Below are 26,224 nucleotides of genomic sequence, written 5' to 3'. Positions count from 1 at the left end.
GTCAAGGTTAACGGCGCGGAGGGCATCGACCGACGCCGCCACCCGCCGGTGCGTCTCGTCTAGGCTTCGGCCATGCAGGAGCAGCCGGAGCCCGCGCTGACCCCGGGCCTGACCGCCCAGGTCGAGCTGACCGTCGCCGACACCGACACCGCCCAGGCCCTCGGGTCCGGGGACGTGCCCGTCCTCGGCACGCCCCGCGTGGTCGCCCTCGCCGAGGCCGCCACGGTGGCGGCCACCGTCACCGGGCTGCCGGCCGGCTCGACGACCGTGGGCACCCGGGTCGAGCTCGACCACCGCGCGGCCACGCCGGTGGGGCGCACCGTGGTGGCGCGGGCGCGGCTGACCGAGGTCGAGGGGCGGCGGCTGCGTTTCGAGGTGGTCGTCAGCGACGGCGACGACACGGTCGCCGAGGGCCGGGTGGACCGGGTGCTGGTCGACCGGCAGCGCTTCGTGGAACGCGCCGCGCGGTCGTCGTGACCGCCCGCTTCGTGGCGGTCGCCGACGGGGTGCACGTGCTGCGCGAGCCGCTGCTGCACGTCAACGTCACCCTCGTCGTCGGCGACGGGGCCGCGCTGGTCGTCGACACGCTCTCCACCGCCGGGCAGGCCGCCGCGCTGGCCGCCGCCGTCCGGGCGGTCACCGCCGCCGACCTGACGGTGGTGAACACCCACCACCACTTCGACCACTGCTTCGGCAACGCGACCCTCGCCGCCGACCCGCCCCGCCCGGTGTACGCGCACGAGGCCGCCGCCGAGGCGATGCGCCAGCCGGACCGGCTGCGCCGGGAGGCGTACGAGGAGATGCGCGGCGAGCATCCCGCGCTGGCCGGGGAGCTGGTCGGCACCGTGGTGCTGGCGCCCACGCACACCGTACGGGGCGAGACGGTGCTCGACGTGGGCGGCCGGCGGGTGGTGCTGCGCCACCCCGGTCGGGGGCACACCGCCGGTGACCTGGTGGTGCACGTGCCGGACGCCGACGTGCTGGTCGCCGGGGACCTGGTGGAGCAGAGCGGCCCGCCCGCGTTCGAGGAGTCGTACCCGTTGCGGTGGCCCGACGCGGTGGCGGAGCTGCTGCGGCTGACCACCCCGGCCACCGTGGTCGTGCCGGGGCACGGCGAGCCGGTCGACGTCGGGTTCGTCCGCGCCCAGCACGCCGAACTCGTCGAGCTGGCCCGGCTCATCCGCGCCGGGCACGCCGGCGGGGCCCCGCCCGAGCGCGTCGCCGCCGAGGCGCCCTTCGGCGCCCGCGCCGCCCTGCACGCGGTCCGGCGCGGCTACGCCGAACTCGACGGCACCGCCTGACGCACCACCGTCCGCGCCCACCGGCCCGGTCGAACCCGACAGGCCCGGCGGAAGCGCCGAACGACCCGGCGCGAGCCCGTGGCGGGCGAGGCCGCGAACAGAAGGGCGGTCAGCGGGCGAAGCGGGCGGGGGCCGCGAACGGCCTCCGGCGGCCCCGGACGGGCAGGGCGTGGGAGGGGCGGTCAGCCGGCGAAGCGGGCGAGGACCTCGGCGCGGGTGGGCATGGCGGTCGCGCCGCCGGGCGACTCGCAGACCAGGCCGGCGACGCGCAGCGCGAACGCCACCCGCTCCGGCCAGGCCGCCGGGTCGGTGGGCGCGCCGTCGACCAGCAGGTCCGCCACCAGCGCGCCCATCACCGAGTCGCCGGCGCCGGTGGCGTCCACCGGGTCGACCTTCGGCGCGGGTACGCGTACCGGATCGGTGCCGGCGGCGGCGAGCACCGCGCCGGCGGCGCCGAGGGTGACCACGACGGTCCCCGCGCCGAGTTCCCGCAGGTACGCCGCCACGCCCTCCTCCGGCTCACCGGGGTAGAGCAGCTGCGCGTCGGCGGCGCTGAGCTTGACGAGGTGGGCGCCGGCGGCGAACTCGGCCACCACCTCGCGCAGCCCGGCCAGCGCGGCCGGGCCGTCGAGCAGCCGGGGGCGGACGTTCGGGTCGAAGACCCGCAGCCCGGAGGCGAGCCCCCAGGCCCGGCGCGCGGCGGCCAGCACCGGCGGCTGGAGCAGCACGATCGACCCGCAGTAGACGACGTCGGCGCCCGCCACCAGGTCGGCGTCGAGGTCGTCGGGGCCGAGCAGGCCGTAGGAGGGCGGCTCGCCGTAGAACCGGAAGTCGGGCTCGACGCCGGCGAAGGTGGCCACCGCCAACGCGGTCGGGGCGGGGACGGTGACCGCCCCGGCCAGGCCGACGCCCGCCCGCGTCAGGAAGGCACGGATCCGCCCGGCCAGCACGTCGTCGCCGAGCGACCCGACGAACTGCACCGCACCGCCGAGCCGGGCCACGGCGACCGCCACGTTCAGCGGCCCGCCGCCGACGGCCTGCCGGTAGACCGGCTCCCCGTCGCGCTCGGTGTCGAGCAGGTCGACCAGTGCCTCGCCGAGCACCACCGCGTATCCCATTCCGGCCTCCGTCCACGGCGCGCGCCGAACGATCTTGTCGTACCAGCCTGGCACAGTCGGACGCCATGACGAGCGCTGAAGCCACGGTATCGGCCTACTGGGCGGCGTTGGAGGCACGGGACTGGGCGGCCCTCGGCCGGCTGCTCGCCGACGACATGGTCTACCACCTGCCGCAGACCCGCGAGCGGATCGTGGGCCGGGAGTCGTTCCTGCGTTTCAACCAGGAGTACCCCGACGGCTGGCATCTCACGGTGACCCGCTCGGTCGCCTCAGGCCGGCACGCCGCCACCTGGATCACCTGCGCGCACGCGGGCGAGGAGCTTCCCGCCACGAGCTTCCTCGACCTCGACGACGCCGGTCTCGTCCGCGAGATCACCGAGTTCTGGCCGGAACCCTACGCGCCGCCGCCCGGCCGGGAGCATCTCGTCGAGCGCTACTGACACATCGAGCAACGGCTATTGCGCGTCGTCGCCGTCCCATGGTGGGATGGCGCTTGCCGGGCGGTACGGGGGCTGCCGTGCCGCCGGCGCCGGGGTTCACCACGCGAGGGCACCCGGCCCGCGAGTCGGGCCGCTGACGGCGCACGTCCGCCGGCCGTCCGCGCCGGGGCACGTCCGCCACGACCGTCTTGTCCGCGTCGCAGCGGGGCGGGCCGGCGCTGCCACCCCGCGCGTTGCCCGTGGGACTTCCGCGTCCCACGAGTGAGGAGAACCCGTGTCCCACCGATCGCGTACCGCCGCGTTGCTCACCGCGGCCGCGACCCTTCTCGTGGGCGCCGTCGCCCTGACGGCGGGGCCCGACCCCGCCGCCGCGCACGGTGCCGCCATGGCTCCCGGCAGTCGGACCTTCCTCTGCTGGAAGGACGGCCTGTCCCCCACCGGCGAGATCAAGCCGAACAACCCCGCCTGCTCCGCCGCCGTGGCCCAGAGCGGGGCCAACTCGCTCTACAACTGGTTCAGCGTGCTGCGCTCCGACGCGGGCGGCCGGACCGTCGGCTTCATCCCGGACGGCAAGCTGTGCAGCGGCGGCAACACCGGCTTCGCCGGCTACGACCTGGCCCGCACCGACTGGCCGCTGACCCACCTGACCGCCGGGGCGCAGATGGAGTTCCGGTACAGCAACTGGGCCCACCACCCCGGCACGTTCTACTTCTACGTGACGAAGGACAGTTGGAGCCCCACCCGCCCGCTGGCCTGGAGCGACCTGGAGGAGCAGCCGTTCCTGACGGTGACCAACCCGCCGCAGCGCGGCTCGGTCGGCACCAACGACGGGCACTACTACTTCAGCGGCAACCTGCCGACCAACAAGAGCGGCCGGCACATCATCTACTCGCGCTGGGTCCGCTCCGACAGCCAGGAGAACTTCTTCGGCTGCTCGGACGTCACCTTCGACGGCGGCAACGGCGAGGTGACCGGTGTCGGCCCCGGCGGCACGCCGCCGCCCAACCCGACGACCCCGCCGCCCAACCCCACCACGCCGCCGCCGAACCCGACGACTCCCCCGCCGAACCCGACCACGCCGCCGCCGCACAGCGGTGACTGCATGGCGGTCTACAAGGTGGTCGGCTCCTGGAACGGCGGCTTCCAGGGCGAGGTCATGATCATGAATCACAGCTCGTCGACGTGGTCGGGCTGGACGGCCAACTGGACGTGGCCCAGCGGGCAGAGCATCAACAGCCTGTGGAGCGGCACGCTGAGCACATCCGGCTCCGCGGTCACCGTGACCAACGTGCCCTACAACGGCACGATCGCCCCGGAGGGCACCACGACCTTCGGCTTCGTCGCCACCACCAACGGCACCAACGCCCTGCCCACGGTCACCTGCTCCGGCCGCTGACCCCTCGGCTGCGGCGAAACGGACAGGAGGTTCGCGTCCCCGGGAACTGCTGGGGACGCGAACCTCCCGGTCGACGAGGGCCCGCCCGGGCTGGTCAGCACGACCGGCCCGGGTGGGGCGGGCGGTCAGCGGACCATGGAACCGACCACGGGCTTGGTGAGCAGGGCGGACTGGTTGCGCTGGATGCCCGGGTCGAGGGTCTTGGCGACGAAGATGGCGTGCCAGATGCAGAAGATCAGCACCGTCCACACCTTGCGGGAGTGGTCGGCCTCCTCCCGCTTGTGCTCCTCCAGCAGCCGCATCGCGTACGACAGGTCGAGCAGGTCACCGGCGCCGGAGGTGGACAGCACGTGCCGGGCCCACTCGTACATCTCGCCGCGCAGCCACACCCGGGTGGGCGTCGGGAAGCCGAGCTTCCTACGGTTGACGATGGCCGGGGGCACCACACCCTGGAGCGCCTGGCGCATCGCGTACTTGGTGGCGTCGGAGCGGGGCGGGAGCTTGAGGTCCACGGGGATCCGCGACGCCACGTCGAAGACCGCCCGGTCCAGGAAGGGCACCCGCACCTCCAGCGAGTGCGCCATCGAGATCCGGTCGGCCTTGACGAGGATGTCCCCGCGCAGCCAGGTGTAGAGGTCGACGTACTGCATCTTGGTGACGTCGTCGAGCTCGGTGCACTCGGCGTAGATGGGCGCGGTGACGTCGGTGTAGCGGACCGAGGGGTCGTAGCGGCGCAGCAGCTGCTGCTTCTCCTCCTCGGTGAACATCCGGGCGTTGCCGTAGTAGCGCTGCTCGATGGGGGTGGTGCCGCGCTCCAGGAAGCTCTTGCCCTTCACCCCCTGCGGGATGGCCTTGGAGACCGCCCGCAGCCCCTTCTGCACCCCGTCGGGCAGCCCGTTGACCGAACTCAACGACAGCGGCTCGCGGTAGATGGTGTAGCCGCCGAAGAACTCGTCGGCGCCCTCGCCGGAGAGCACCACGGTGACGTGCTCGGCGGCCTTCTTGGCCACGAAGTAGAGGGGCACCAGGGCCGGGTCGGCGACCGGGTCGTCCAGGTGCCAGACGATCTTCGGCAGCGCCTCGATCATGTCGTACGGCCCGATCTTGGTCGGGATGGTCGTCACGTCGAGGTGGCGGGCCGAGTCCTGGGCGACGTCGATCTCCGAGTAGCCCGGGACGTCGTAGCCGACGGTGAAGGTGAGGATGTTCGGGTTGAACTCCCGGGCCAGGGCGACCACGGCGGTCGAGTCGATGCCGCTGGAGAGGAACGAGCCGACCGGCACGTCGGAGCGCATGTGCATCCGGACGCTCTCCCGCAGCGTCTCCCGGATCTCGTGGTAGAGCCGCTGCTCGTCGTCGACCGGGGTGGGCCGGAACACCGGCCGGTACCACCGGCGCACGTCGATCCGCCCGCCCGGCGTCCAGGTGAGGTACTCGCCGGAGCCGATCCGACTGATGCCCTTGTGCAGGGTGCCGGGCTCGGGCACGTACTGGAGGGTCAGGTAGTGGCTGAGGTTGGCCGTGTCGATGCCGGCGTCGCCCTGGTAGTTGGAGTGGGCGAAGGGCAGCAGCGCCTTCTTCTCCGAGGCCAGGTAGAGGCCGTCGGCGGTCTCCAGGTAGTGCAGCGGCTTGATGCCGAAGTAGTCCCGGCCACCGAACGCGCGGCGCTCCTGCCGGTCCCAGATGACGAAGGCGAACATGCCCCGCAGCCGGGTGAGCACCTGCTCGCCCCAGAAGTGGTAGCCGGCGACGATCACCTCGCCGTCACCGGCGGTGGCGAACTGCGCGCCGAAGTCCCGCATCAGCTCCTGGCGCAGCTCGATGTAGTTGTAGATCTCGCCGTTGAAGGTGAGCAGGTAGCGCCCGTTCGCGTAGGACAGGGGCTCTTGGCTGGAGGCTACGTCGATGATCGCCAACCGCTTGTGGGCGAACACCCCGTCCGCGTACCGGCCGGAGGCGTCGCCGACCACCTCGACACCGGTCTCATCCGGTCCGCGGTGGTGCAGGCATTCCAACGCCCCGGCGATGTTGTCGCGGTGGGCGGCGGCGTCGCCGCGCGCACTGAAGAAGGCCAGGAGTCCGCACATGGTCGCCATCTTTCCACGCGGCCCGAGCGGGCGTCGCGGCACCGCTGGGCTCGCCCCCGCGACGACGTCGTACGCCGCCCGGACCGCGTACGGAGCGGCCGGCGGGCGACGCGAACGGGTGGTATCCGTCGCCCAGGGCACGTCCCACCCTCCCGTACCGATCGGCCTCCGAGGCCGCGCGGTACCGTCTGACCTGCGACGATGCGGAGGGGGCGGAGCATGACCGAGGGGCGTACCGGCAGCAGGCCGACGGACGGCACCGAGTCACACGACCCGGACTTCCCCGAGGCGTTCCTGGCGTTCATGCGGCAGGGCTGGCGGGACACCACCCTGCCGGTCGGCCCGCGACCGGAGGTGCCGAACTACGCCAAGCGGCGCGCCGCGCTCTCGGCGGCCTTTCCGGGCGAGACCCTCGTCATCCCGACCGGCGGTGAGAAGGTACGCGCCAACGACACCGCCCACCCGTTCCGGCCGGGCAGCGACTTCGCCTACCTCACCGGCGACCACGACCCGGACGGGGTGCTCGTGCTGCGGCCGAACGGGTCGGGCCACGACGCCACGCTGTACATGCGTCCCCGGTCGTCGCGGCTGACCGACGAGTTCTTCCGCAGCCGCCACGGCGAGCTGTGGGTGGGCCGGCGGCACACCCTGGCCGAGAAGTCGACCGAGCTGGGCCTGCCCACGGCGGACCTGACCGAGCTGGACGCGACGCTGGCCGACCTGGCGCCGGGCCGCACCCGGGTGCTGCGCGGTTTCGACGCCCGGGTGGACTCGGCCGTGCGTCCGTACGACGGGCCCCGCGCCGAGGGCCAGCCCACCCGTGACCGGGAGCTGGCAATCGCCGTCTCGGAGCTGAAGCTGGTCAAGGACGAGTGGGAGATCGCCCAGCTCCAGGAGGCGGTCGACGCCACCGTGCGGGGCTTCGAGGACGTGGCCCGGGCCCTGCCGGCGGACCGGGGCGTCTCGGAGCGCCTGCTGGAGGGGATCTTCGCGCTGCGCGCGCGGCACGACGGCAACGACGTCGGCTACGGCTCGATCGTCGGGGCGGGCGAGCACGCCACGATCCTGCACTGGGTGCACAACCACGGCAGGACGCGACCGGGCGAGCTGCTGTTGATGGACATGGGCGTGGAGAACCGCAGCCTCTACACGGCCGACGTCACGCGGGTGCTGCCGGTCGACGGGCGGTTCACCCCGCTTCAGCGCCAGGTCTACGACGCCGTGTACGCCGCGCAGCAGGCCGGCATCGACGCCATCCGGCCCGGCGTGGCGTTCCGGGAGGTCCACCTGACGTCGATGCGGGTGCTCGCCGAGGCGCTGTCCGACCTGGGTCTGCTGCCGGTGAGCGTCGACGAGGCCATGGACGGGGAGTCGACGGTGTACCGGCGCTGGACGCTGCACGGCACCAGCCACATGCTCGGCATCGACGTGCACGACTGCGCGAACGCCCGCAAGGAGAAGTACCGGGACGGCACGCTGGGCGAGGGCTACGTGCTCACCGTCGAGCCGGGCCTCTACTTCCAGCCGGAGGACGATCTGGTCCCCGAGGAGCTGCGCGGCATCGGCGTACGGATCGAGGACGACATCCTGGTCACCGCCACCGGCGCCCGCAACCTCTCCGCCGGGCTGCCGCGCGCCGCCGACGAGGTGGAGACCTGGCTGGCCGAGCAGCGCGAGGCGGGCCCGCGCCTACCGGACTGATTCCCCGGGGTACGACCACGACGGGCCCCGCCGCCGGTCGCGACGTCCGCACGTCGACGCGCCGGTGGCGGGGCCCGTCGACGTTCACGCTGCTCACCCACTTCCTGCCCGGACCCGGCGGCTTGCCGCACAGTGCCCTAAGTGAGGTGAATGCGGGGTTTTCTCAGATTAACGCCTCTCGCGAGGATCCTTCTCATACGGTGGCTATCAGAGGCTGCAAACCCATTTGTAGCTGGTCGCGCCGCTTCGGGTGGTGCGACCCCGTCTGGCAGCAGGAAAGGGCGGAAGGCTCTGATGTCCAACGAAGCAACGACTCCCGACGGTGGCGCTCCCATGAGCGCACCGACCCGAGGGCGGCGCAAACTCTGGGTGGCTGCGGGCATCGCCGGACTGACCGGCGCGGTCGGCCTGGCGGCACTGGGCGGCCTGGCCGCCCGCGATGACAAGCCCGGCGGCGCGGACCGGTTGTCGGACGCGCAGTCGTCGACCTTGAAGCAGAACGTCAGCGACGCCGGCACGGCCGACCCGGGCTCCGGCGAGAAGGACGACAAGGAGAGCGGCCAGGACGCCCGCGACGGCCAGGAGGACTGGCAGGGCAAGGACCGTGAGGACTGGCAGGGCAAGGACGGCAAGGACGACCGCGAGGGCCGCGAGGGCCGCGAGGGCCGCGACGGTCGTGAGGGCCGCGACGCCAAGGAGGTCCCGTGTGACACCGACGTGCTGGTCGAGGCGGTGAACAGGGCCATCGAGGACAACGGCGGCACGTTCAAGCTCGCCAAGGACTGCACCTACAAGTTCACCGAGGAGACCGGGAACAACGCCTTCCCCGTCGTCGACCAGCGGATCACGATCCTCGGCAACAACTCCACGTTCTTCCACGACGGCACCGCACTGTTCCGCTTCTTCGAAGTCGCCTCCGGCGGCAACCTGACACTCAAGGACCTCACCCTCAAGGGCGGCCAGATCACCGCGCCCCCGCCACCACCAAGCACCGCCAACGGCGGCGCCCTGCTGGTCCAGGAAGGCGGCGAGGCCACCCTGAAGCACACCAAGCTCATCGACAACCGCGCCACCGGCGTCGGCACCCAGGGCAACGGCGGCGCCATCGCCAACTTCGGCACGGTCGAGATCGACAAGAGCGTCCTCGCCAACAACCACGCCCGCGGCGTCGGCAACGGCGGCAACGGCGGCGCCATCTACAACGAAGGCGCACTCACCGTCCACGACACCCGCATCGACAACAACACCGCCACCGGCAACAGCGCCGTCAGCGGCAACGGCGGCGGCATCGCCAACGAGGACGACGGCATCGCCACCATCGCCTACAGCCAGATCACCAACAACAAGGCCAGCAACGACGGCGGCGGCATCCACAGCGAAGACGACGCCCGACTCACCGTCACCCGCACCAAGATCGCCCACAACACCGCGTGCGACGACGGCGGCGGCATCCACAACGACGGCGACTCCACCATGCTGCTCGAATACGTCATCGTCACCGGAAACAAGGCCACCGACGACGGCGGCGGCGTCTTCCACGACAGCGACAACATCGCCACCATCCGACACACCGTCTTCACCGACAACACCGCCGGCGACAACGGCGGCGGCCTCTACAACGGCGAAACCCTGAACCTGCACGACAGCGAGTTCAAGGACAACCACGCCGAACAGGGCGGCGCCATCTACAACAACAACAACGCCACCCTCACCATCCGCAACAGCAAGATCGTCGGCAACTTCGCCGCCGAAACCGCCGGCGCGGGCGGCATCTTCAACGCCAACAACGCCACCGTCAACCTCGACAACAAGACCATCATCAAGAAGAACGAACCCCGCAACTGCACCAACGTCCCCGGCTGCGCCAACTGAGCCACCACATAACGAAGGGATCCCTTCCCCCGGACACGAGGGAAGGGATCCCTTCCGTGCGGGCACCGACCCACCTCGGGTGGTGAGTGCCAGCCTGCCGGGGTTCCGGACCGGTTGCGGCGACACGTGGCGCAGGCCGACCGGTTCGGCACGACTGGGCGGTCCCACTCCCGGCCGTCCGAACCGTCCCGTGCCGACCCTCTCCACCCCTAACGTGGGTTCCTTTCGGATATGGCCGTGAAGAGAAAAAGATTCTCATACGGTGGTCCTCAGTAGCTACAACCGATTTGTAGCCAGGGCAGCCCGCGGTGGCGGAGCGGCCCTGTCTGGTACGAGGAGAGAGCAGAGAGCTCCGATGTCCAACTACCTTCGCAAGAACGCCGAGAACACCGCGCCGAAGAGCCGGCGCAAGCTGTGGCTCGCCACTGGCGTCGCCGGGCTGACCGGCGTGGTCAGCCTCGCCGGCGTCGCCGCCGCGAGCAGCGCGGGCGCCGTCGGGGTCGACCGTCTCCCGGACCTGAAGTGGTCCACGGCCGAGCAGGTCGCCCAGGACGACGCCGCCGGTCGCGACGACCGTGCGGGCGAGACCGGCAAGGAGCGGGAAGGGCAGGACGCCCGCGGCCAGCACGACTGGCAGGACAAGGACTGGCAGGGCAAGGACCGTGAGGACTGGCAGGGCAAGGACGACCGCGAGGGCCGCGAGGGCCGCGAGGGCCGCGACGGTCGTGAGGGCCGCGACGCCAAGGAGGTCCCGTGTGACACCGACGTGCTGGTCGAGGCGGTGAACAGGGCCATCGAGGACAACGGCGGCACGTTCAAGCTCGCCAAGGACTGCACCTACAAGTTCACCGAGGAGACCGGGAACAACGCCTTCCCCGTCGTCGACCAGCGGATCACGATCCTCGGCAACAACTCCACGTTCTTCCACGACGGCACCGCACTGTTCCGCTTCTTCGAAGTCGCCTCCGGCGGCAACCTGACACTCAAGGACCTCACCCTCAAGGGCGGCCAGATCACCGCGCCCCCGCCACCACCAAGCACCGCCAACGGCGGCGCCCTGCTGGTCCAGGAAGGCGGCGAGGCCACCCTGAAGCACACCAAGCTCATCGACAACCGCGCCACCGGCGTCGGCACCCAGGGCAACGGCGGCGCCATCGCCAACTTCGGCACGGTCGAGATCGACAAGAGCGTCCTCGCCAACAACCACGCCCGCGGCGTCGGCAACGGCGGCAACGGCGGCGCCATCTACAACGAAGGCGCACTCACCGTCCACGACACCCGCATCGACAACAACACCGCCACCGGCAACAGCGCCGTCAGCGGCAACGGCGGCGGCATCGCCAACGAGGACGACGGCAGCGCCCCCATCGCCTACAGCCAGATCACCAACAACAAGGCCAGCAACGACGGCGGCGGCATCCACAGCGAAGACGACGCCCGACTCACCGTCACCCGCACCAAGATCGCCCACAACACCGCGTGCGACGACGGCGGCGGCATCCACAACGACGGCGACTCCACCATGCTGCTCGAATACGTCATCGTCACCGGAAACAAGGCCACCGACGACGGCGGCGGCGTCTTCCACGACAGCGACAACATCGCCACCATCCGACACACCGTCTTCACCGACAACACCGCCGGCGACAACGGCGGCGGCCTCTACAACGGCGAAACCCTGAACCTGCACGACAGCGAGTTCAAGGACAACCACGCCGAACAGGGCGGCGCCATCTACAACAACAACAACGCCACCCTCACCATCCGCAACAGCAAGATCGTCGGCAACTTCGCCGCCGAAACCGCCGGCGCGGGCGGCATCTTCAACGCCAACAACGCCACCGTCAACCTCGACAACAAGACCATCATCAAGAAGAACGAACCCCGCAACTGCACCAACGTCCCCGGCTGCGCCAACTGACGACAGTCACCCGGCATCAGCTGGAACGGCACCGGCTGACGCAGAGGACGGTCCGGCCCCCTTCCGCAGAGCGGAAGGGGGCCGGACACGTGTGACACCTACTACCGCTGCACGAAGACCGCCACGCTGCGGGCCGGCACGGTGAACGTGCCGCTGGCCCGGTCGAAGGAGGCCGTCCGCAGCACCTCGTCGGCCGAGGTACGCAGCACCGGGTGCAGCGCCACGTCCGCCCCGCGCAGCCCGGTCAGCCGCTGCGTCGCCGTCTCCGGTGTGGCGTTGAAGACCACCGTGACCGACTTCCACCGTCCGTCGAGGCCCCGAGCGTCCAGCGTCATGGTGAGCACGCCCGGGGTCTCCCCCGCGCCGGAGAGCGGGAAGGCGACCCGGTTCTGCACCTGCTCGGCCGTGGTCAGCCCGAAGACCGGCGAGGAGCGGCGGATCTCCAGCAGCTCGGCGTAGCGGGCGCCGGCCAGGTTGATCGCGGCGCAGTCCGGGACCAGCGCCGGGTCGGCCAGCAGCGGCTTGGCGTACGGCCACTTGTCCCGGTTGTCCTGCTCGGGCGGCAGGCCGGCGCCGAAGCCGTTGCCCTGGGCGCAGTCCCAGCGGATCTGGTTGAACCAGTCACCCGAGTTGTACGAGTTACGGTCCAGCGACTTCGAGCGCAGCCGTTCGGTGCCGGTGGTGACGAACCCGGGCCCCTGCCCCATCACCACCGTGCCCAGCGCCAGCACCTGCATCCGGGCCCGGTCCGCCGCCGGGGTGTCCTGCGGCAGCTTGTACGCCAGCGCGTCGTACAGGATCTCGTTGTCGTGCGCGTCGACGTAGGTGACCGCCTCCCCCGGCGCGGCGGTGTAGCCGGCGGGCGAGCCGTTGTAGTCGACCTGCGCGCCGGTCACCCGCCGGCCCGACGAGTCGGTGAAGCGGTAGCCGCGCAGGTTGCCGGTCAGCCCCACCTTGATCAGGTCGTGCTGGTGCAGCAGGCGGGCCCGCTGCTCGGCCGTGGACCCGTTCACGGCGTCGCCGTTGGGGTCGGTGAACAGGCCGGAGGCGAAACCCTGCACCCGGGGGTTGGCGTCGAACGGCCCGCCCCCGCGTACCGCGTCGCGCAGCCGGTCGTTGAAGGTGCCGATCCCGGTGCCGGCCATGTTGGCCTGGGTGGCCTGCGTGAACCGGGCGTCGTCGGCGACCTCGCCGAAGTTCCAGCCCTCGCCGTAGAGCAGGATCTTCTTCCCGTCCACGCCGTCGCGGGCGACGGTCAGCGCGTCGAGCGCCGCGCGTACGGCCAGGATGTTCGCCTTCGGGTGGTGGCCCATCAGGTCGAACCGGAAGCCGTCCACCTTGTACGCCCGGGCCCAGGTGACCAGCGAGTCCACGACGAGCTTGCCCATCATGGCGTGCTCCGGGGCGGTGTTGGCGCAGCAGGTCGAGGTGGCGACGCTGCCGTCGTCCAGCAACCGGTGGTAGTAGCCGGGCACGATCTGGTCGAGCACCGACTTCGGATCGGCACCCGACGCCGAGGTGTGGTTGTAGACGACGTCCATCACCACGCGCAGCCCCGCGCCGTTGACGCCGGCCACCATCTGCCGGAACTCCGTGGTCCGCTTCGCCCCGGCCGGGTCGACGGCGTAGCCGCCCTCCGGCACGGTGTAGTGCAGCGGGTCGTACCCCCAGTTGTAGCCGTCGGTGTCCGCGACCGCCGCGACGCACTTCTGCTGCTGCTCGGAGTCCGGCGGCAGCGCGGCCAGGTCGCAGGCCGGCTGCCGCTGGTCGGCACGCCGCTCGGGGATCGTGGCGAAGTCGAACGCGGGCAGCAGGTGCAGGTGGGTGACCCCGGCGTCGCCGAGCGCCTTCAGGTGCCGCATTCCGGCGGTGCCCGGGTCGGTGAAGGCGAGGAAGGTGCCCCGCCGCTCAGCCGGCACGGTGGTGTCGGCGACCGAGAAGTCCCGCACCGACAGCTCGGAGATCTGCACCTTCGTCGACGGCACCGCCGCCGGCTTGCGCAGCTGCGCCCAGCCCGCCGGGGCGAGCGCCGGGTCGGCCAGGTCCACGAGCTGGCTGTGCGTGGAGTCCGGCGCCAACGCCAGCGAGTACGGGTCGGTCACCGAGGCGGTGACCAGCTGCTGCGTCGCCGGCTGCCACGCCTGGACCTGGTACCGGTAGTACCTGTTCCGCCAGTCGCGGGCGCCGCGCACCGACCAGACGCCGGTGCGGTCGTCGCGGCGCATCGCGACGGTCCTCGGCTGCGCGGTGGGCGAGTCGAACAGCTGCAACGACACCTGCCGCGCGGTCGGCGCCCAGAGCGCCAGCGTCGGCACCCCGCCGGTGAAGGTCGGCCCGAGCCGCGCGTCGGTGGCGCGGGCGTAGACGTCGTCGAGCACGCCGGGGATCTGCACGCCGGTCGCGGCGAGCAGGGCGCCCTCGGCGTCGCGCTCGGTCACCAGGAGCTGCCCGCGCAGGGCCGCCGGGACCTTCGCCAGGTCACGCCGGTCGAGCGTGAAGGCGCCGTGCGCCCACAGGTGCGGGAAGTCCGCGCGCTGGGCCTCGGTGAGCCCGTTGCGCCGCGCGGTCAACGGCAGTGTGTCGTACGTCCCGACCAGCTCGCCGTCGACGACGGTGACCCCGCCGGCCGGGGCGGCCACCAGGGCGTACGTCCTGCCGTCGGTGGGCCCGGCCTGCCAGGCCACGGTGGAGCGGTCGATCCAGTGCGCCTTCTGCTTCGTGATGTCGACGTCCCGGGCGGCGCCGGACGCGGTGGACGGCAGCAGCCGTCCGGGCGTGCCGGCGAGCAGCCACACCTCCCGCCCGGCGGCGGCGAAGTCGAGCCGCTGGTCGGTGGGCAGGTCCTTCTCGTCTCCACGGTGGATGATGTAGCTCAGCCCGGTGGCTCCGGCCGCCAGCGGCACCTGGAAGACCGCGCCGAAGGCGTCGATCCGGGCGGGGGCTAGCGGCGTGGCCCAATCCGTCGGGTTGGCGGCGCCGTCCCACACGTGCAGGCCCCAACCGTCGTGGTTGCCGTCGGCGCGGCGGTAGTGGATGAGCGCGGTGCCGTCCGCCACGGGCGGGTCGGGCTCGCCGGTGGCGGCCTGCCGGCTGGGGTAGGTCGCCGGGTCGCCCTGCTTGACCCAGACCTCGCCGGTCTGCGTCACGTCGATCGTCCGGTCCTGTGCCCCGTCCTTGTTCCCGGACTTGTCGACGACCAGGAAGCCGACGGACTTCGCGCCCGGCTTGAGCTTCACCCACGCGAAGCGGCCGTAGGAGTCCTCGCCGACGAACGGCTGCCCCTTGGGCCACTCGGTCGCGTACGCGGGGTCGATGTCGCCCCACGTGTAGAGGCCCCAGTCGTCGTAGCCGCCGGCGGGGCGCTGGTAGTGCACCACCGCCCAGTCGCGGGAGGCGGACTGCGCCGGGGTGCCCACGGTCGCGGTGGACCGGGCGGTCGCCGTACGGCCCTTGCCGTCGCGGACGACCGCCTTGTACTCGATCCGCGTGCCGCCGGCCAGCCCGGTCAGGTCGTGGTGCACCGTGTACGGGGCCGTCTCGGCGCTGCCGAGCAGCGTCCATTTGCCGCCGGCGACCCGGGCGGCGACGGTGACGGTGGCCAGCGGGTTGCCGGTGACCTGGGCGGTGACGGCGGCCCTCGTGGCGACGGGCTCGCCCGGTGCCGGGGCGGTGATCGAGATCCTCGGCGCGGCGTCGGGCGACGCGATCGGCGTGCCGGCGCGGTGCACCACGGCCGACAACGGGGGCACGGTCAGCGTGAGTCTGCCGTCCGCCCCGGCGACCGGGGCGGCCGAGGCGCCGTACACGCCGGTGAAGGTGGCGCCGGCCGACCAGGTGTCCACGGTGACAGTCTGCGCGGTCGCGGCGTTGTTCACCGCGACGACGTACTCGCTGCGCTGCTTCGGGTCGATCCGGGAGAACGCGAAGACGCCGGGGCCGTCGGCGGCGTACCGGGTGACCTGCACGCCGTCGCGCAGGGCCGGGTGCGCCTGGCGCAGCGCGCCCAGCTCGGCGATGGCCCGGTACAGCGGGTGGCCGCGGTCGAACTGGTCGCTGGCGTGGGTGCGGTCGGTGCCGAGCAGGTCGTCGTCGAGGTAGTCGGGGGTCTTCGAGGCGAACATGTCCTGCCGGGCGTCCTTGTCGCCGCCCGGGCCGGTGAAGCCCTGCTCGTCGCCGGAGTAGATCACCGGCTGGCCGCGGGTGAGGAACATCAGCTCGTGGGCGAGCCGGTCGCGGCGCAGGTGGGTGGCCGGGTCGGTGCCGCCACCGGCGATGAACGAGCCGATCCGGCCCATGTCGTGGTTGCCGAGGAAGGTGGTCAGCCGGCGCGCGTCGGTGTCGCGGGCGCGGTAGAGGTCGTCGCGCGCGTACACGTCGGCGAGGGACTTGGCGGAGCCGTCGCCGGCGGTGTAGCCGCGCGCCGCCTCCTGGAAGGCGAAGTCGAGGGTGGCCGGCAGGCCACCGCGCCGCACGTACGTCGAGGTGATCTCCGGGTCGGCGCTGTAGACCTCGCCGAACATGAAGAAGTCCTGCTTGCCGGCGCGCGCGGCGGCGCGCTCGATGCCCTGGCTGAACTGCGGCCAGAATTCGAGGTTGGCGTGCTTGACGGTGTCCAGCCGGAAGCCGTCGACGCCCGTGGCGGCAACCCAGTCGGAGTAGACCTGGGTCAGGCCACGCACCACCTCGGGGCGCTCGGTCCACAGGTCGTCGAGGCCGAAGAAGTCGCCGTACTCGCTGTTCTCGCCGGCGAAGGTGGAGTCGCCCCGGTTGTGGTACATCGTCGGGTCGTTCAGCCACGCCGGGACCTTGACCTTCGCGTCGGCCGGGGTCTCGAACGTCGGGGTGTACGGGAACGACGACGTGTCCACCTTCGGGAAGCCCCGGCTGCCGTCGGCGTGGTTGCGGTCCTCGAAGGGACGCCCCTGCGCGTCGGTGTACGGCGACGTCGCCTTGTCGACGTAGGTGTACTTGTCCTCGGCGTACTTGATGACGTCGGCGGTGTGGTTGACGATGACGTCGAGGTAGACCTTGATGCCCCGCCGGTGCGCGAGCGCGACCAGCCGCTTCAGGTCCTCCTTGGTGCCGAAGTGCGGGTCGACCTGGGTGAAGTCGGTTATCCAGTAACCGTGGTAGCCGGCGGAGGCGTCGGCCCCGCTGCCCTGCACGGGACGGTTCTTGAAGACGGGGGCGAGCCAGATGGCCGTCGTGCCCAGCCCTTCGATGTAGTCGAGCCGGTCCATGACGCCCTTGAGGTCGCCACCGTGGTAGAAGCCCTTGTCGGTCGGGTCGAGGCCGGTGGAGAGGCGGTCCCCGGTGAGGCCGCCGGTGTCGTTGCGCCGGTCGCCGTTGGCGAACCGGTCCGGCAGGACGAAGTAGAACTGCTCGGCGCGGCCCTTCGTGTCCGCCGCCTTCAGCAGCGCCTCCGCGGAGGGCTCCGCGCCCCACTGGGTGGCGCCGGCGGTGGCCAGCGGGCCGGTGTCGTCGGCGGCGTCGGCACCGAGCTGTCGTACGGCGAGGGGGGTGCCGACGAGGGTGAGGGTGAGCAGGGAGACGAGGGCGAGCAGGGCCTTGCGCGGTATCGGCGGGGGTTTCATCGACGCCTTTCCTCTGGTCGCTGACTGGCCCGCACGCTAGCCCTTGCCGAAACGTTCTGCAATACCTTGCAAACAAAGTCGTAACACGACAGCCGACTTGCAAAGACACGGCCCGGCGGGTTTCCGCCGGGCCGTTAGGAGGAGGGGACGGGTCAGGCGCGGCAGGCGCTGCCGTCGACCGTGCAGCTCGCCGGGCGGCTCTGCGCGCCCTGGACGTAGAAGCGCAGCGTGGCCGACCCGCCTGCGGGCAGGTCGACGCCGCTGCGGTAGGTGAAGCCGTCGTCGATGCGCTGTGCCGTCCCCTGCGTCGTGCCCTCGACCCACGCACTGCTCAGCCGCGTGCCCGGAAAGGTCAACTGCGCCGTCCAACCCCGACGCGTCGACGAGGTGTTGGTGATCAGCACTTCCCCGACGAACCCGTCCGCGAACGACTCCACCAGCCGGTAGCGGCCGGTCACCGGCGACGGCGGCGGCGCGATCAGCAGCGTGCCGCCGCTGGAGGTGGGAGTGGGGGCGGGGGTGGGAGACGGCGGGCTGCTGGTGCGGGCGGGCGTGGGTCGCTCCGGAGTGGGCCGGCTGGTGGCCCGGCGCGACGGCGCGGCCGTCGCCCGCGGCGAGGGCGTCGCGGTCGGGCTGGCGGCCGAGGGCACCGGACCGGCCAGGCCGACGGTCGGCAGCGGCGGGCCGGGCTGCGCGTCGAACGCGGGGCCACGCCCCCGGTAGGTGCCGAGCGCGATGGCGAGCAGGACCACCATCACCACGACGCCGACGGAGACCACGATCCATGGCGAGGACGTGACGGCGGTCGTGCCGTAGGACCTGCTCGGTGCGCGCCGCGTGTCGGACATGCCCCTCCTCCCGCTCGTCTCGGGCAGCGTAGCGGTGAGGGGGCCGTGACGCGACCGCTCGCCGGGGCGTTTGTCGCGGTCGCGGCGGCGGTCAGGCGGTCCGCAGGACGGTGCAGATGAGCGGGCCGTCGTCGGTGGCCCGGATCAGGTAGCGGTAGCGCTCGCCGGGCACCGCCCGGCCCCGGCTGTCCAGGAACTCCCACTCCACCGTCACCATGGTCAGCAGCGCGGACATCGGCTGCACGTCCTCGATGGCCGCGTGCGCCGCGACCAGCTCGCGCTCCTGGTAGTCGGGGGCGGCGCCCACGAAGGACAGCGCCACCGCCGCCGGCGAGGTGAACGAGAAGCTGTACGTGTCGGCGACCACCATCCCCGGCAGGGCGTAACAGCCGGCGATGGCGGCCACGTCGCCGGTGGTCAGCGCCACGCCGTACCGGTCGAAGAAGTCGGTCAGCGTGTCCAGATCGGTGGAGGCTCTCACGGGGACAGCAATTGCCGGCCCGGCCACGGACCAAACCTCAGCGCGGCGGGATGGCCACCTCGATCTCGGCCCCGAGCCGGGCGCCGCCCGCGAGCCCGAGGTCGTCGCCGCTCCAGAACCGGCCCGGGTCGTACCAGTTGGGACGCCGCCCCGCCGGCAGCAGCCCCATCGCCTCGTAGGTCACCGCGACCACCTCCGCGCAGTACGCCGTCTCCAGTGCACGGTCGCGCGCGGCTGTGCCGGCGGGCTCGGACGCCGCCGCCCCGACCCGGTCCGGCGCGGGTTCGCCGGGGCGCTTCCCTGCCCGGCCGGGCAGGGCCGGCAGGCGTACCGCCGGGACGCGGCCCCGCAGCCAACGCCAGGCGAGCTGGGCGGTGGACGGGAACGGGGTGCCGTCCAGGCGGGCGACCGTGCGCAGCACCGCCTTCTCCATCTCCGCGTCGGCCGGCGGGTCGAGCTGGCGCAGCCAGGCGCGCTGGCCGTACCGGTTGGCCCAGACGCAGACCGCGTCGCGCAGGTCGTGCAGCTGCACGCCGCGCTGGTGGGTGCCCGTCCACATGTCCGGCAGCGAGCGGCCCAGCTCGGCGTGCCACATCAGGGGCGGCATGTCGTCCAGCACGAGGGCCATGCCGACGTGGTTGACCGGGCTGTTGGTGGTGAACTGGATGGCCCGGTCGGGCACGCTGCGGCCTCGGAACACCCACACGTCACCGGTACGGGTCAGCTCCACGGCCTCGTCCAGGCTGATGCTCATGAGGGTCTACCCTAGGCCGATGCGGCAACGGATGCGGTGGTGGAAGGTGCTCGGGCTGGCGGGCCTCGCCGGCGTCGCGGCGTCAGGCGTGGTCATCGCGCGGGCGGAACGGCGGCGCCGGGCGTACACCCCGGAGGAGATCCGGGCCCGGCTGCGCGACCGGCACGCGGAGGCCACGGCGCCCGCCGACGACGCGCGCTGAGCGCCCGGCGTCAGTCCACCTCGTGGTGGTTGCGGTCCCAGCGCCCGCCGACCGGCGGGGTGTCGAGCCGCACCGCCCCGACGGCGTTGCCTGCCAGATCGTTGTCCTCGATCCGGCAGGACACGCAGCTGCCGGCCGACGTGATCCAGAGCCCGTAGGTCTGGGTCTGCTCGTCGCGGTGGTCCCAGATCCGGTTGCCGCGCACCGTCGCGGAGTCGAACGGCGCGTTGACGGTGATGCCGGCCCGGATCGGCGGGGCCGCCGGCAGTTCGTACGACGCCCCGGGCGGCGGCGTGTCCGCGTTCCAGCCGGTGGGGGAATCCGCCCGCACCTCCGCGAGGGTGAGGTCGGTGTCGGTGTTGGACACCACCACCGCAATGCGTGAGCCGACCCGTACCGCCTTGCCCCGGTGCCCGTCGTGCGGCCAGTGCGCCGTCAGGTCGGTGACGGAACGGTGGTGGTAGCGCACCGACTCGCCCCCGCCGGTGGCCGCCGGGGCGCACCTGCGGCCGTTGTTGCGGATCCGGTTGTTCACCACGACCGCGTCGGTCATCGGCCGGTCGATCCGGATCGCGTCCAGGCCGTTGTCCGAGAAGTCGTTGCCGTCGATGACCACGCCCGTCGCCGCGCCCGGAAAGCCGTGCCCCAGGTCGTGCTCGTGGTAGCCGTACGCGCCGTTGGCGCTGATCCGGTTTCCGCGCACGGTGTACGGGCCGGGCGTGTTGCCCATGCTGATCCCGTCGCCGACGTTGCGGTCGATGACGCAGTCGCTGACGATGCCGCCCCGACCGGCGACGCCGGCCGTGCCGTTGCCCGAGACGTCGAAGCCCGCCTCCAGGTTGCCGGTCAGCGTGCAGGCGGAGACGATCAGGCCGTCGGCGCCCCAGTCGGAGATGCCGAAGCGGTTCGCCTGGCTGTGGCAGCCGACGATGCGGTAGCCACGCGGCGGCGTCCAGTAGTCCTTCTGGAGTTCGAGGAAGATCCCGTTGGTGCCGTTGCCGACGGCGGTGCAGTTGGCGATCGTGAGGCGTTCCACGTCGCCCCACCCGCCGATGCCGACGCCGATCCCGGCACCGCCCATCTCCTCGCCGTTGTCCAGCCGGCCGCAGCCGACCACCACCACGCCGTCGATGATGCTGTCCTGGAGGAAGTCGCAGCCGAGTCCGGTGGCGCCGGTGTGGTGGATGTAGAGGTTGCGGAAGATGCCGCGCACGACGTACTGGAGTCCGAGCCCCTTGGCGAGGTAGTTGTACTCGACCATCGCCACGCCGGAGCCGTCGATCTCGAAGTCGGCGAAGGTGCAGTCGGCGATGTACCGGTCGCGGCTCGCGCCGTGCTGCACGGTGGTCCAGAAGGCCAACGGGGTGGGGTCCGCCCGGTTCCCCTCATTGCTGAGCACGAACCGCGTCGCCCCCGGGCCGGCGCCGATCAGCGACACCCCGCTGCGCCACACCGTCCCGGCGTCCCGGATCGAGTAGATCCCCGGCGGGCAGTGGATGACCCGGGCCCGCCCGTCGGCGGCGTACCCCTCTCCGAGGCGGTCGACCAGGGCCGACAGCGCCGGTTGGTCGTTCGTCACGCCGTCGCCGCGCAGCCCGAACTCCCGCGCGTCGCACCACAGGGGCGCCCCGGCGACGGGGGTGGGTCGCTTCGCGGCCGTGGACAGGCCCTGTTGCGGCATCCGACCCCTCCTCTGCGGCGTCCGGTCGTTCGCGAGCGGCGCATTCCCGTCGTACCCGTCCGGAAACGCGCCACCCCGTCGGTGCCGGGACCGGCCTACGCGTCGGTGCCCGGGCCGGACTGCCCGTCGGAGGCGGGAACGGGCTACGCGTCGGTGCCTGGGCCGGGCTGCGCGTCGGTGCCGGGGGTCGCGCCGCTGCGGCGAACCGCCTCCGCCAGCGCCCCGGCGGTACGCCCCACGAGCGCTCCCCCGTCGTCGAGCAGCAGCAGCGGGCGCTGGATCAGCTCCGGCGCGGCCACCATCGCGTCGATCCAGCGCGGCTCGGCCGCCTCGTCCCGTGGCCAGTCGGCCATGCCGAGGGCCACGGCGGCGGGCTCCTGCGTGCGGCACACGTCCCAGGCGCGCGCGTCGAGCCGGCGCAGCACCTCGGTCAGCTCCGCCGCGCTCGGCGGCCGGTCCAGGTACGGGCGCACCACGTACCCGACCCCTGCCTCGTCGCACGCGGTGCGGGCGGCGGCGCACTTCGAGCAGGACGGGTTGTTCCAGATCTCCATACCCGTCATCGTCGCAAGCGTCCCGCCGCCGGCCCGACGAGGGCGTACGGCCTACGGGTTCCGGCTGCCGCCGGAGTGGTGGTGGAGGCCCTCCACGGGGTCCCCGTGCGACCCGGCCGGCGCGGACGGCTCACCGGTCGGCGGCTCACCGGCCTGCGGGGCACTGGGCGGTGAGACACCGGCCTGCGGGGCGCCGTTCGGGGGGACGTCGCGCAGCAGGCGGACGATCAGCACGGCGACGACCGCGAGGAGCGCGGCGCTGATCGCGGCGACCAGGTGCAGCCCGTCGACGTACGCCTCGCGGGCCGGCACGAGCAGCGCCCCGGCCAGATCGGCGGGCAGGTCGCGGGCGGCGACCACGGCGTCCGCGAGGCTCTCCCGCGCGGCGTCGGCGGCGTCGACCGGAACCCCGCGCGGCGGGGCGAACCGGCTGTCGTAGACGGTGGCGCCGATGCTGCCCAGGGCGGCGAGCCCGAACGCGAAGCCGAACTGGCCGCTGGTCTCGTTCAGTCCGGCGGCCGAGCCGGCTCTCTCCGGCGGCGCGGAGGCCATGATCAGGTGGATGCTCAGCGTCACCAGCGGGCCGGCACCGAGGAAGATCAGCGCGAATCCGGTCGCCAGGGTGGTCGGCCCGGATGTCGTGTCGGTCCGGGTGAGCACGAGCAGACCGACCACCGAGATCACCAGACCGGAACCGATCACGTACGCGGGCCGGAACCGGCGGGCGAGAACCGGCGAGACGAGGAACGACAGCGCGTTCGCCGCGACGGCGGGCATCATCCACAGGCCGGCCTCGAACGGGGTGAGACCCTCGACCAGTTGCAGGTCCTGGGTGATGAACAGCATGATCGCGCCCATCAGCAGCGTGCCGGACATCATCGCGCCGAGCGCCGTGCTGAACGACCGGCTGGCGAACAGCCGCAGGTCCAGCAGCGGATGCTCCAGCCGCTGCTGTCTGCGTACGAACAGCACGGCGCAGACGAGCCCGGTCACGACGCCGGCGACGGGCAGCGCCGCCCAGCCGTTCTTGGCCAGTTCCTTGAGCCCGTGGATGGCCGGCAGTACGGCGGCGAGGGAGAGCGCCACGCTGGTCAGGTCCAGCCTCCCGGCGTTCGGGTCGCGGTACTCGGGCAGCAGGACCGGACCGACCACGAGCAGCAACGCCATCGCCGGCACGCCGAACAGGAAGACCGAGCCCCACCAGAACCGCGACAGCATCGCGCCACCGACCACCGGGCCGATCACGGCACCGGCCGAGAAGCACAGCGCCCAGATCGCGATCGCCAGCCCCAACTGCCTCGCGTCGCGGAACAGGGTGCGGATCAGCGACATGGTCGACGGCGCCAGGGTCGCGCCGGCCACACCGAGCGCGGCGCGGGCGGCGATCAGCATCGCCGGGCTGGTCGCGTACGCGGCGACGACGGAGGCGACGCCGAACGCCACGGCTCCGGTCAGCAGCAGCTTCCGCCGGCCGATCCGGTCGCCGAGCGTACCCATCGTGATCAGGAACCCGGCGAGCATGAACGCGTAGACGTCGGTGATCCACAGCTGCGCGATGCTGCCAGCGTCGAGGTCTGCCGTCAGCTGCGGCAGCGCGAGGAGCAGGACGTACACGTCGATGGAGACCAGCAGGGTCGGCAGGGCGAGCACGGCCAGCCCGATCCACTCCCGCCGGCCGGCCCTCGCGGGGGGCGGGTCGGCCACGACGTCCCCCTGCACGCTCACCGGGCGCTCCGCCCACCGGCCGCGCCGGTCGCCGCCGGCACGTCGCGGCAGGCGGCCGATCCCCGACACCCGACGACGTACGACAGTCCCGCGCCGATCCACGGTAGCTTCACCTGGATCTCCCTCCGTGCTCCGTTCGTCCTCTGGCATGGGGTCGGAGTGGGGTGGGCGATCTTGCGCCGCGATTCCCCGGCGATGTCAAAGTCGGCCGCTCGGCGACGACCACTGAGCGAGCGGCGTCACCGGGGCGCCGGCCACGAGGAGGAGAAGGCGTGAAGTTCCTGTTGATCATGCACATGAACCCGCGGATCTGGGAGGCGCTCACCGAGGACGAACGCAACGAGGTCATGCAGGGACACGACGGCTTCACCGAGACGATCCGCGGATCCGGTGAGATGCTCGGGTCGGTTGCCCTGGCCGAGCCCGAGAACAGCGCCGTCGTCCGGGTCCGCGACGGCGTGCCCGCGGTCAGCGACGGGCCGTACCTCGAGGCCAAGGAGTACCTCGGCGGCTACTACCTCGTCGAATGCGCGAGCCGGGAGCGCGCCTTCGAGCTGGCCGCGATGATCCCGGACGCCAGGGTGGAGGGGCTCGGTGTCGAGGTCCGTCAGGTGGTCTTCTCGGCGGGGGCCGAGGCGGCGTCGGAGGGATGAGCGCGGCGGCGGCAGGGCTCGGATCGGCTGGACCGGCTGACGCTGAGGTGCTGACCCACCCGCCCGCCGGCATGCCGGACAGTGCCGCCGGCAGCGGGCCGGACGGTCCAGTCGGCAGCGGGCCGGACGATGCCGTCGGCAGCGGGCCGGACGGTCCCGTCGGCAGCGGGGCACCGCCGTCGACGACCCGGCCGCCGCTGTCGACGGGCCGGCTGCCGGCGCGGGACGGTGAGGTGAGCAGCGACGATCTCGGTCGCCTGCTCCGGGAGCTGGCACCGCAGGTTCTCGGCGCCCTCCTTCGCCGGTACCACGACTTCGGCGCCTGCGAGGACGCGCTCCAGGAGGCCATGCTGGCGGCGACGGTCCAGTGGCCGGTCGACGGAATGCCGGAGCACCCGCGCGGCTGGTTGGTCACGGTCGCCACCCGCAGGTTCATCGACCAGATCCGCAGCGAGCGGGCCCGCCGTGACCGCGAGACGGCCAGCGCGAGCAGGGAACTTCCGGACGCGATGGTCGCCCCCGGCCCCGACGAACAGGTCACGTACGACCACGACGACACCCTGACGCTGCTGTTCATGTGCTGCCATCACGCGCTGACGCCGGCCTCGCAGGTCGCCCTCACGCTCCGCGCCGTCGGGGGTCTGAGCACGGCTGAGGTGGCCAGCGCCTTCCTGGTGCCGGAGGCCACCATGGGCCCGCGCATCAGCCGCGCCAAGCAACGGATCCGGGCCGCCGGCACGACGCTGCGCCTCTCCGGGTCGGCGTACGCCGATCGACTGGGCGCCGTCCTGCACGTGCTCTATCTGATCTTCAACGAGGGGTACACGGCGAGTTCGGGCCCCGACCTGCACCGACCCGACCTGGCCGCCGAGGCTGTCCGGCTCACCCGGGCCATCCACCGGTCGCTACCCGACGACGGCGAGGTCGCGGGCCTGCTCGCGCTGATGTTGCTGACCGACGCCCGCCGCGCGGCCCGTACCGACGCCGAGGGCGGCCTGCTCCCGCTGGCGGAGCAGGACAGGCTCCGCTGGGACGGCGACCTGATCGAGGAGGGCACCCGGCTGGTCACCGACGCGATGCTGCGCTGCCCACTCGGGCCGTACCAGCTACAGGCGGCGATCGCGTCCCTGCACGTGCAGGCGGCCGACGTGGCCGACACCGACTGGCGGCAGATCGAGTTCCTCTACCGGGTGCTGTGCCGGATCGCGCCGAATCCGATGGCCACGCTCAACCACGCCATCGCGGTGGCGATGACTGACGGTCCGGAGGCCGGCCTGGCCATGGTGTCGGCGCTGGCCGCCGATGACCGGATGGCCCGGCACCACCGCCTCACGGCCACCCGCGCCCACCTGAGGGAACTCGCCGGGGACACGGCCGCCGCGCGGGAGGACTACCTGCTCGCGTCCCGTCGCACCGCCAGCCTGCCGGAGCAGCGTTACCTCCGCGCCCGCGCCGCCCGGCTCAGTCGCTGAACACCCCACACCGAAAGCACGCACTGCCGTTGACCACACCCGTGATCAGGACGCCATGGACCTGAAAGCGCCCAGATAACGTCCATGGCGCCCTGATCACCATGCGCCCACCGCGCGCTTTGCCCTAACAGGGCTCCGGACGATGCACGTGCCTGATGCGCGGGCTGTCCCGGACGCGACGCACCCGCCGCCCCGGGGCGCAACGCACGGTTCGGGCAGGTGTCGGGCGACCTCGCCACCGTCCGGTTCGCGGGTCATCGTCCGGTTCGGGCGCTCCGGGATCAGGCGCCCCGTCCCGTCTGTCCGGTTTGTGATGGCGGCCGTCACCGGCCCGGTGGGCATGGCCCGGGGCCCCGGGTCGTTGTAACCACCGTGAGCGCGTGACCCCCCGAGCTAGCTCGACGGCCGGGGCGAGCCGGTCGGA

Annotated in this window: 19 protein-coding genes; 10 read left to right on the top strand and 9 right to left on the bottom strand. The window is 72.4% G+C overall.

Translation table 11 applies throughout. The annotated features are described in order from the left end of the window. The first annotated feature begins 72 nt into the window (after positions 1-72). On the top strand, positions 73-477 hold the full coding sequence (locus ACGFIR_RS24265; protein ID WP_393002590.1) for a thioesterase family protein: 405 nt from the start codon (positions 73-75) through the stop codon (positions 475-477). Next, positions 474-1,301, top strand: coding sequence for an MBL fold metallo-hydrolase (locus ACGFIR_RS24260; RefSeq protein WP_393147330.1), 828 nt, complete (start codon positions 474-476; stop codon positions 1,299-1,301). The genes ACGFIR_RS24265 and ACGFIR_RS24260 overlap by 4 nt, the downstream gene beginning before the upstream one ends. 182 nt (positions 1,302-1,483) lie before the next feature. On the opposite strand, the gene ACGFIR_RS24255 is transcribed toward ACGFIR_RS24260, so the two are convergent. Continuing rightward, complete coding sequence (locus ACGFIR_RS24255; protein WP_393147328.1) at positions 1,484-2,419, bottom strand: PfkB family carbohydrate kinase; 936 nt, start codon at positions 2,417-2,419, stop codon at positions 1,484-1,486. A 65-nt stretch (positions 2,420-2,484) separates the two neighbouring features. On the opposite strand from ACGFIR_RS24255, the gene ACGFIR_RS24250 reads away from it, so the two are divergent. Both ACGFIR_RS24250 and ACGFIR_RS24245 read left to right on the top strand, forming a co-directional pair. Then, positions 2,485-2,859 carry a nuclear transport factor 2 family protein gene (locus ACGFIR_RS24250; RefSeq protein ID WP_393147326.1) on the top strand — a complete coding sequence of 125 codons (375 nt, stop codon included), beginning with the start codon at positions 2,485-2,487 and terminating at the stop codon, positions 2,857-2,859. A 274-nt stretch (positions 2,860-3,133) separates the two neighbouring features. After that, the gene (locus ACGFIR_RS24245; protein ID WP_393002583.1) at positions 3,134-4,255 is read left to right on the top strand and encodes a lytic polysaccharide monooxygenase; all 1,122 of its coding nucleotides are present in this window, start codon (positions 3,134-3,136) and stop codon (positions 4,253-4,255) included. Between the two features lie 125 nt (positions 4,256-4,380). Here the strand turns inward: ACGFIR_RS24245 and asnB are convergent, their stop codons facing one another. Continuing rightward, a complete protein-coding gene (gene asnB / locus ACGFIR_RS24240) occupies positions 4,381-6,342 on the bottom strand; it encodes an asparagine synthase (glutamine-hydrolyzing) (RefSeq protein ID WP_393002581.1) in 1,962 nt (653 codons plus the stop codon). Between the two features lie 219 nt (positions 6,343-6,561). On the opposite strand from asnB, the gene ACGFIR_RS24235 reads away from it, so the two are divergent. The 3 genes from ACGFIR_RS24235 to ACGFIR_RS24225 all read left to right on the top strand — a co-directional run bounded on the left by ACGFIR_RS24235 (position 6,562) and on the right by ACGFIR_RS24225 (position 11,836). Beyond that, positions 6,562-8,043 carry an aminopeptidase P family protein gene (locus ACGFIR_RS24235; protein ID WP_393147324.1) on the top strand — a complete coding sequence of 494 codons (1,482 nt, stop codon included), beginning with the start codon at positions 6,562-6,564 and terminating at the stop codon, positions 8,041-8,043. A gap of 333 nt (positions 8,044-8,376) precedes the next feature. Continuing rightward, positions 8,377-9,915: a hypothetical protein gene (locus tag ACGFIR_RS24230; RefSeq protein ID WP_393147322.1), complete on the top strand. Its 1,539-nt coding sequence runs from the start codon at positions 8,377-8,379 to the stop codon at positions 9,913-9,915. Between the two features lie 355 nt (positions 9,916-10,270). Beyond that, on the top strand, positions 10,271-11,836 hold the full coding sequence (locus ACGFIR_RS24225; RefSeq protein WP_393147320.1) for a hypothetical protein: 1,566 nt from the start codon (positions 10,271-10,273) through the stop codon (positions 11,834-11,836). 101 nt (positions 11,837-11,937) lie between these two features. Here the strand turns inward: ACGFIR_RS24225 and pulA are convergent, their stop codons facing one another. The 4 genes from pulA to ACGFIR_RS24205 all read right to left on the bottom strand — a co-directional run bounded on the left by pulA (position 11,938) and on the right by ACGFIR_RS24205 (position 19,513). After that, positions 11,938-17,430, bottom strand: a complete 5,493-nt coding sequence (pulA, locus tag ACGFIR_RS24220) for a pullulanase-type alpha-1,6-glucosidase (RefSeq protein ID WP_393147318.1) — start codon at positions 17,428-17,430, stop codon at positions 11,938-11,940. A gap of 152 nt (positions 17,431-17,582) precedes the next feature. Then, a complete protein-coding gene (locus tag ACGFIR_RS24215) occupies positions 17,583-18,278 on the bottom strand; it encodes a cellulose binding domain-containing protein (RefSeq protein WP_393147316.1) in 696 nt (231 codons plus the stop codon). 91 nt (positions 18,279-18,369) lie between these two features. After that, complete coding sequence (locus tag ACGFIR_RS24210; RefSeq protein WP_393002570.1) at positions 18,370-18,759, bottom strand: hypothetical protein; 390 nt, start codon at positions 18,757-18,759, stop codon at positions 18,370-18,372. Between the two features lie 37 nt (positions 18,760-18,796). Further along, complete coding sequence (locus ACGFIR_RS24205) at positions 18,797-19,513, bottom strand: hypothetical protein (protein WP_393147314.1); 717 nt, start codon at positions 19,511-19,513, stop codon at positions 18,797-18,799. A 19-nt stretch (positions 19,514-19,532) separates the two neighbouring features. Between ACGFIR_RS24205 and ACGFIR_RS24200 the strand changes: the two genes are divergently transcribed. After that, the gene (locus tag ACGFIR_RS24200) at positions 19,533-19,715 is read left to right on the top strand and encodes a hypothetical protein (RefSeq protein ID WP_091630004.1); all 183 of its coding nucleotides are present in this window, start codon (positions 19,533-19,535) and stop codon (positions 19,713-19,715) included. A gap of 10 nt (positions 19,716-19,725) precedes the next feature. On the opposite strand, the gene ACGFIR_RS24195 is transcribed toward ACGFIR_RS24200, so the two are convergent. The 3 genes from ACGFIR_RS24195 to ACGFIR_RS24185 form a co-directional block, all read right to left on the bottom strand. Beyond that, positions 19,726-21,396, bottom strand: a complete 1,671-nt coding sequence (locus tag ACGFIR_RS24195) for a right-handed parallel beta-helix repeat-containing protein (protein ID WP_393147312.1) — start codon at positions 21,394-21,396, stop codon at positions 19,726-19,728. 143 nt (positions 21,397-21,539) lie between these two features. Continuing rightward, positions 21,540-21,959 (bottom strand): ArsC/Spx/MgsR family protein, encoded by a 420-nt coding sequence (locus ACGFIR_RS24190; RefSeq protein ID WP_393147310.1) that lies wholly within the window; start codon positions 21,957-21,959, stop codon positions 21,540-21,542. 42 nt (positions 21,960-22,001) lie between these two features. Further along, a complete protein-coding gene (locus ACGFIR_RS24185) occupies positions 22,002-23,654 on the bottom strand; it encodes an MFS transporter (RefSeq protein WP_393147719.1) in 1,653 nt (550 codons plus the stop codon). A 293-nt stretch (positions 23,655-23,947) separates the two neighbouring features. On the opposite strand from ACGFIR_RS24185, the gene ACGFIR_RS24180 reads away from it, so the two are divergent. Beyond that, positions 23,948-24,328, top strand: a complete 381-nt coding sequence (locus ACGFIR_RS24180) for a YciI family protein (RefSeq protein WP_393002562.1) — start codon at positions 23,948-23,950, stop codon at positions 24,326-24,328. A 233-nt stretch (positions 24,329-24,561) separates the two neighbouring features. After that, entirely contained in the window at positions 24,562-25,800 is a 1,239-nt protein-coding gene (locus ACGFIR_RS24175; protein ID WP_393147308.1) for an RNA polymerase sigma factor, read from the top strand. Positions 25,801-26,224: the final 424 nt, after the last annotated feature.

Source organism: Micromonospora sp. NPDC049051 (genome assembly GCF_043197575.1).
In the GTDB taxonomy this organism is placed as follows: domain Bacteria; phylum Actinomycetota; class Actinomycetes; order Mycobacteriales; family Micromonosporaceae; genus Micromonospora.
This window is presented reverse-complemented; position numbering and strand designations above follow the sequence as displayed.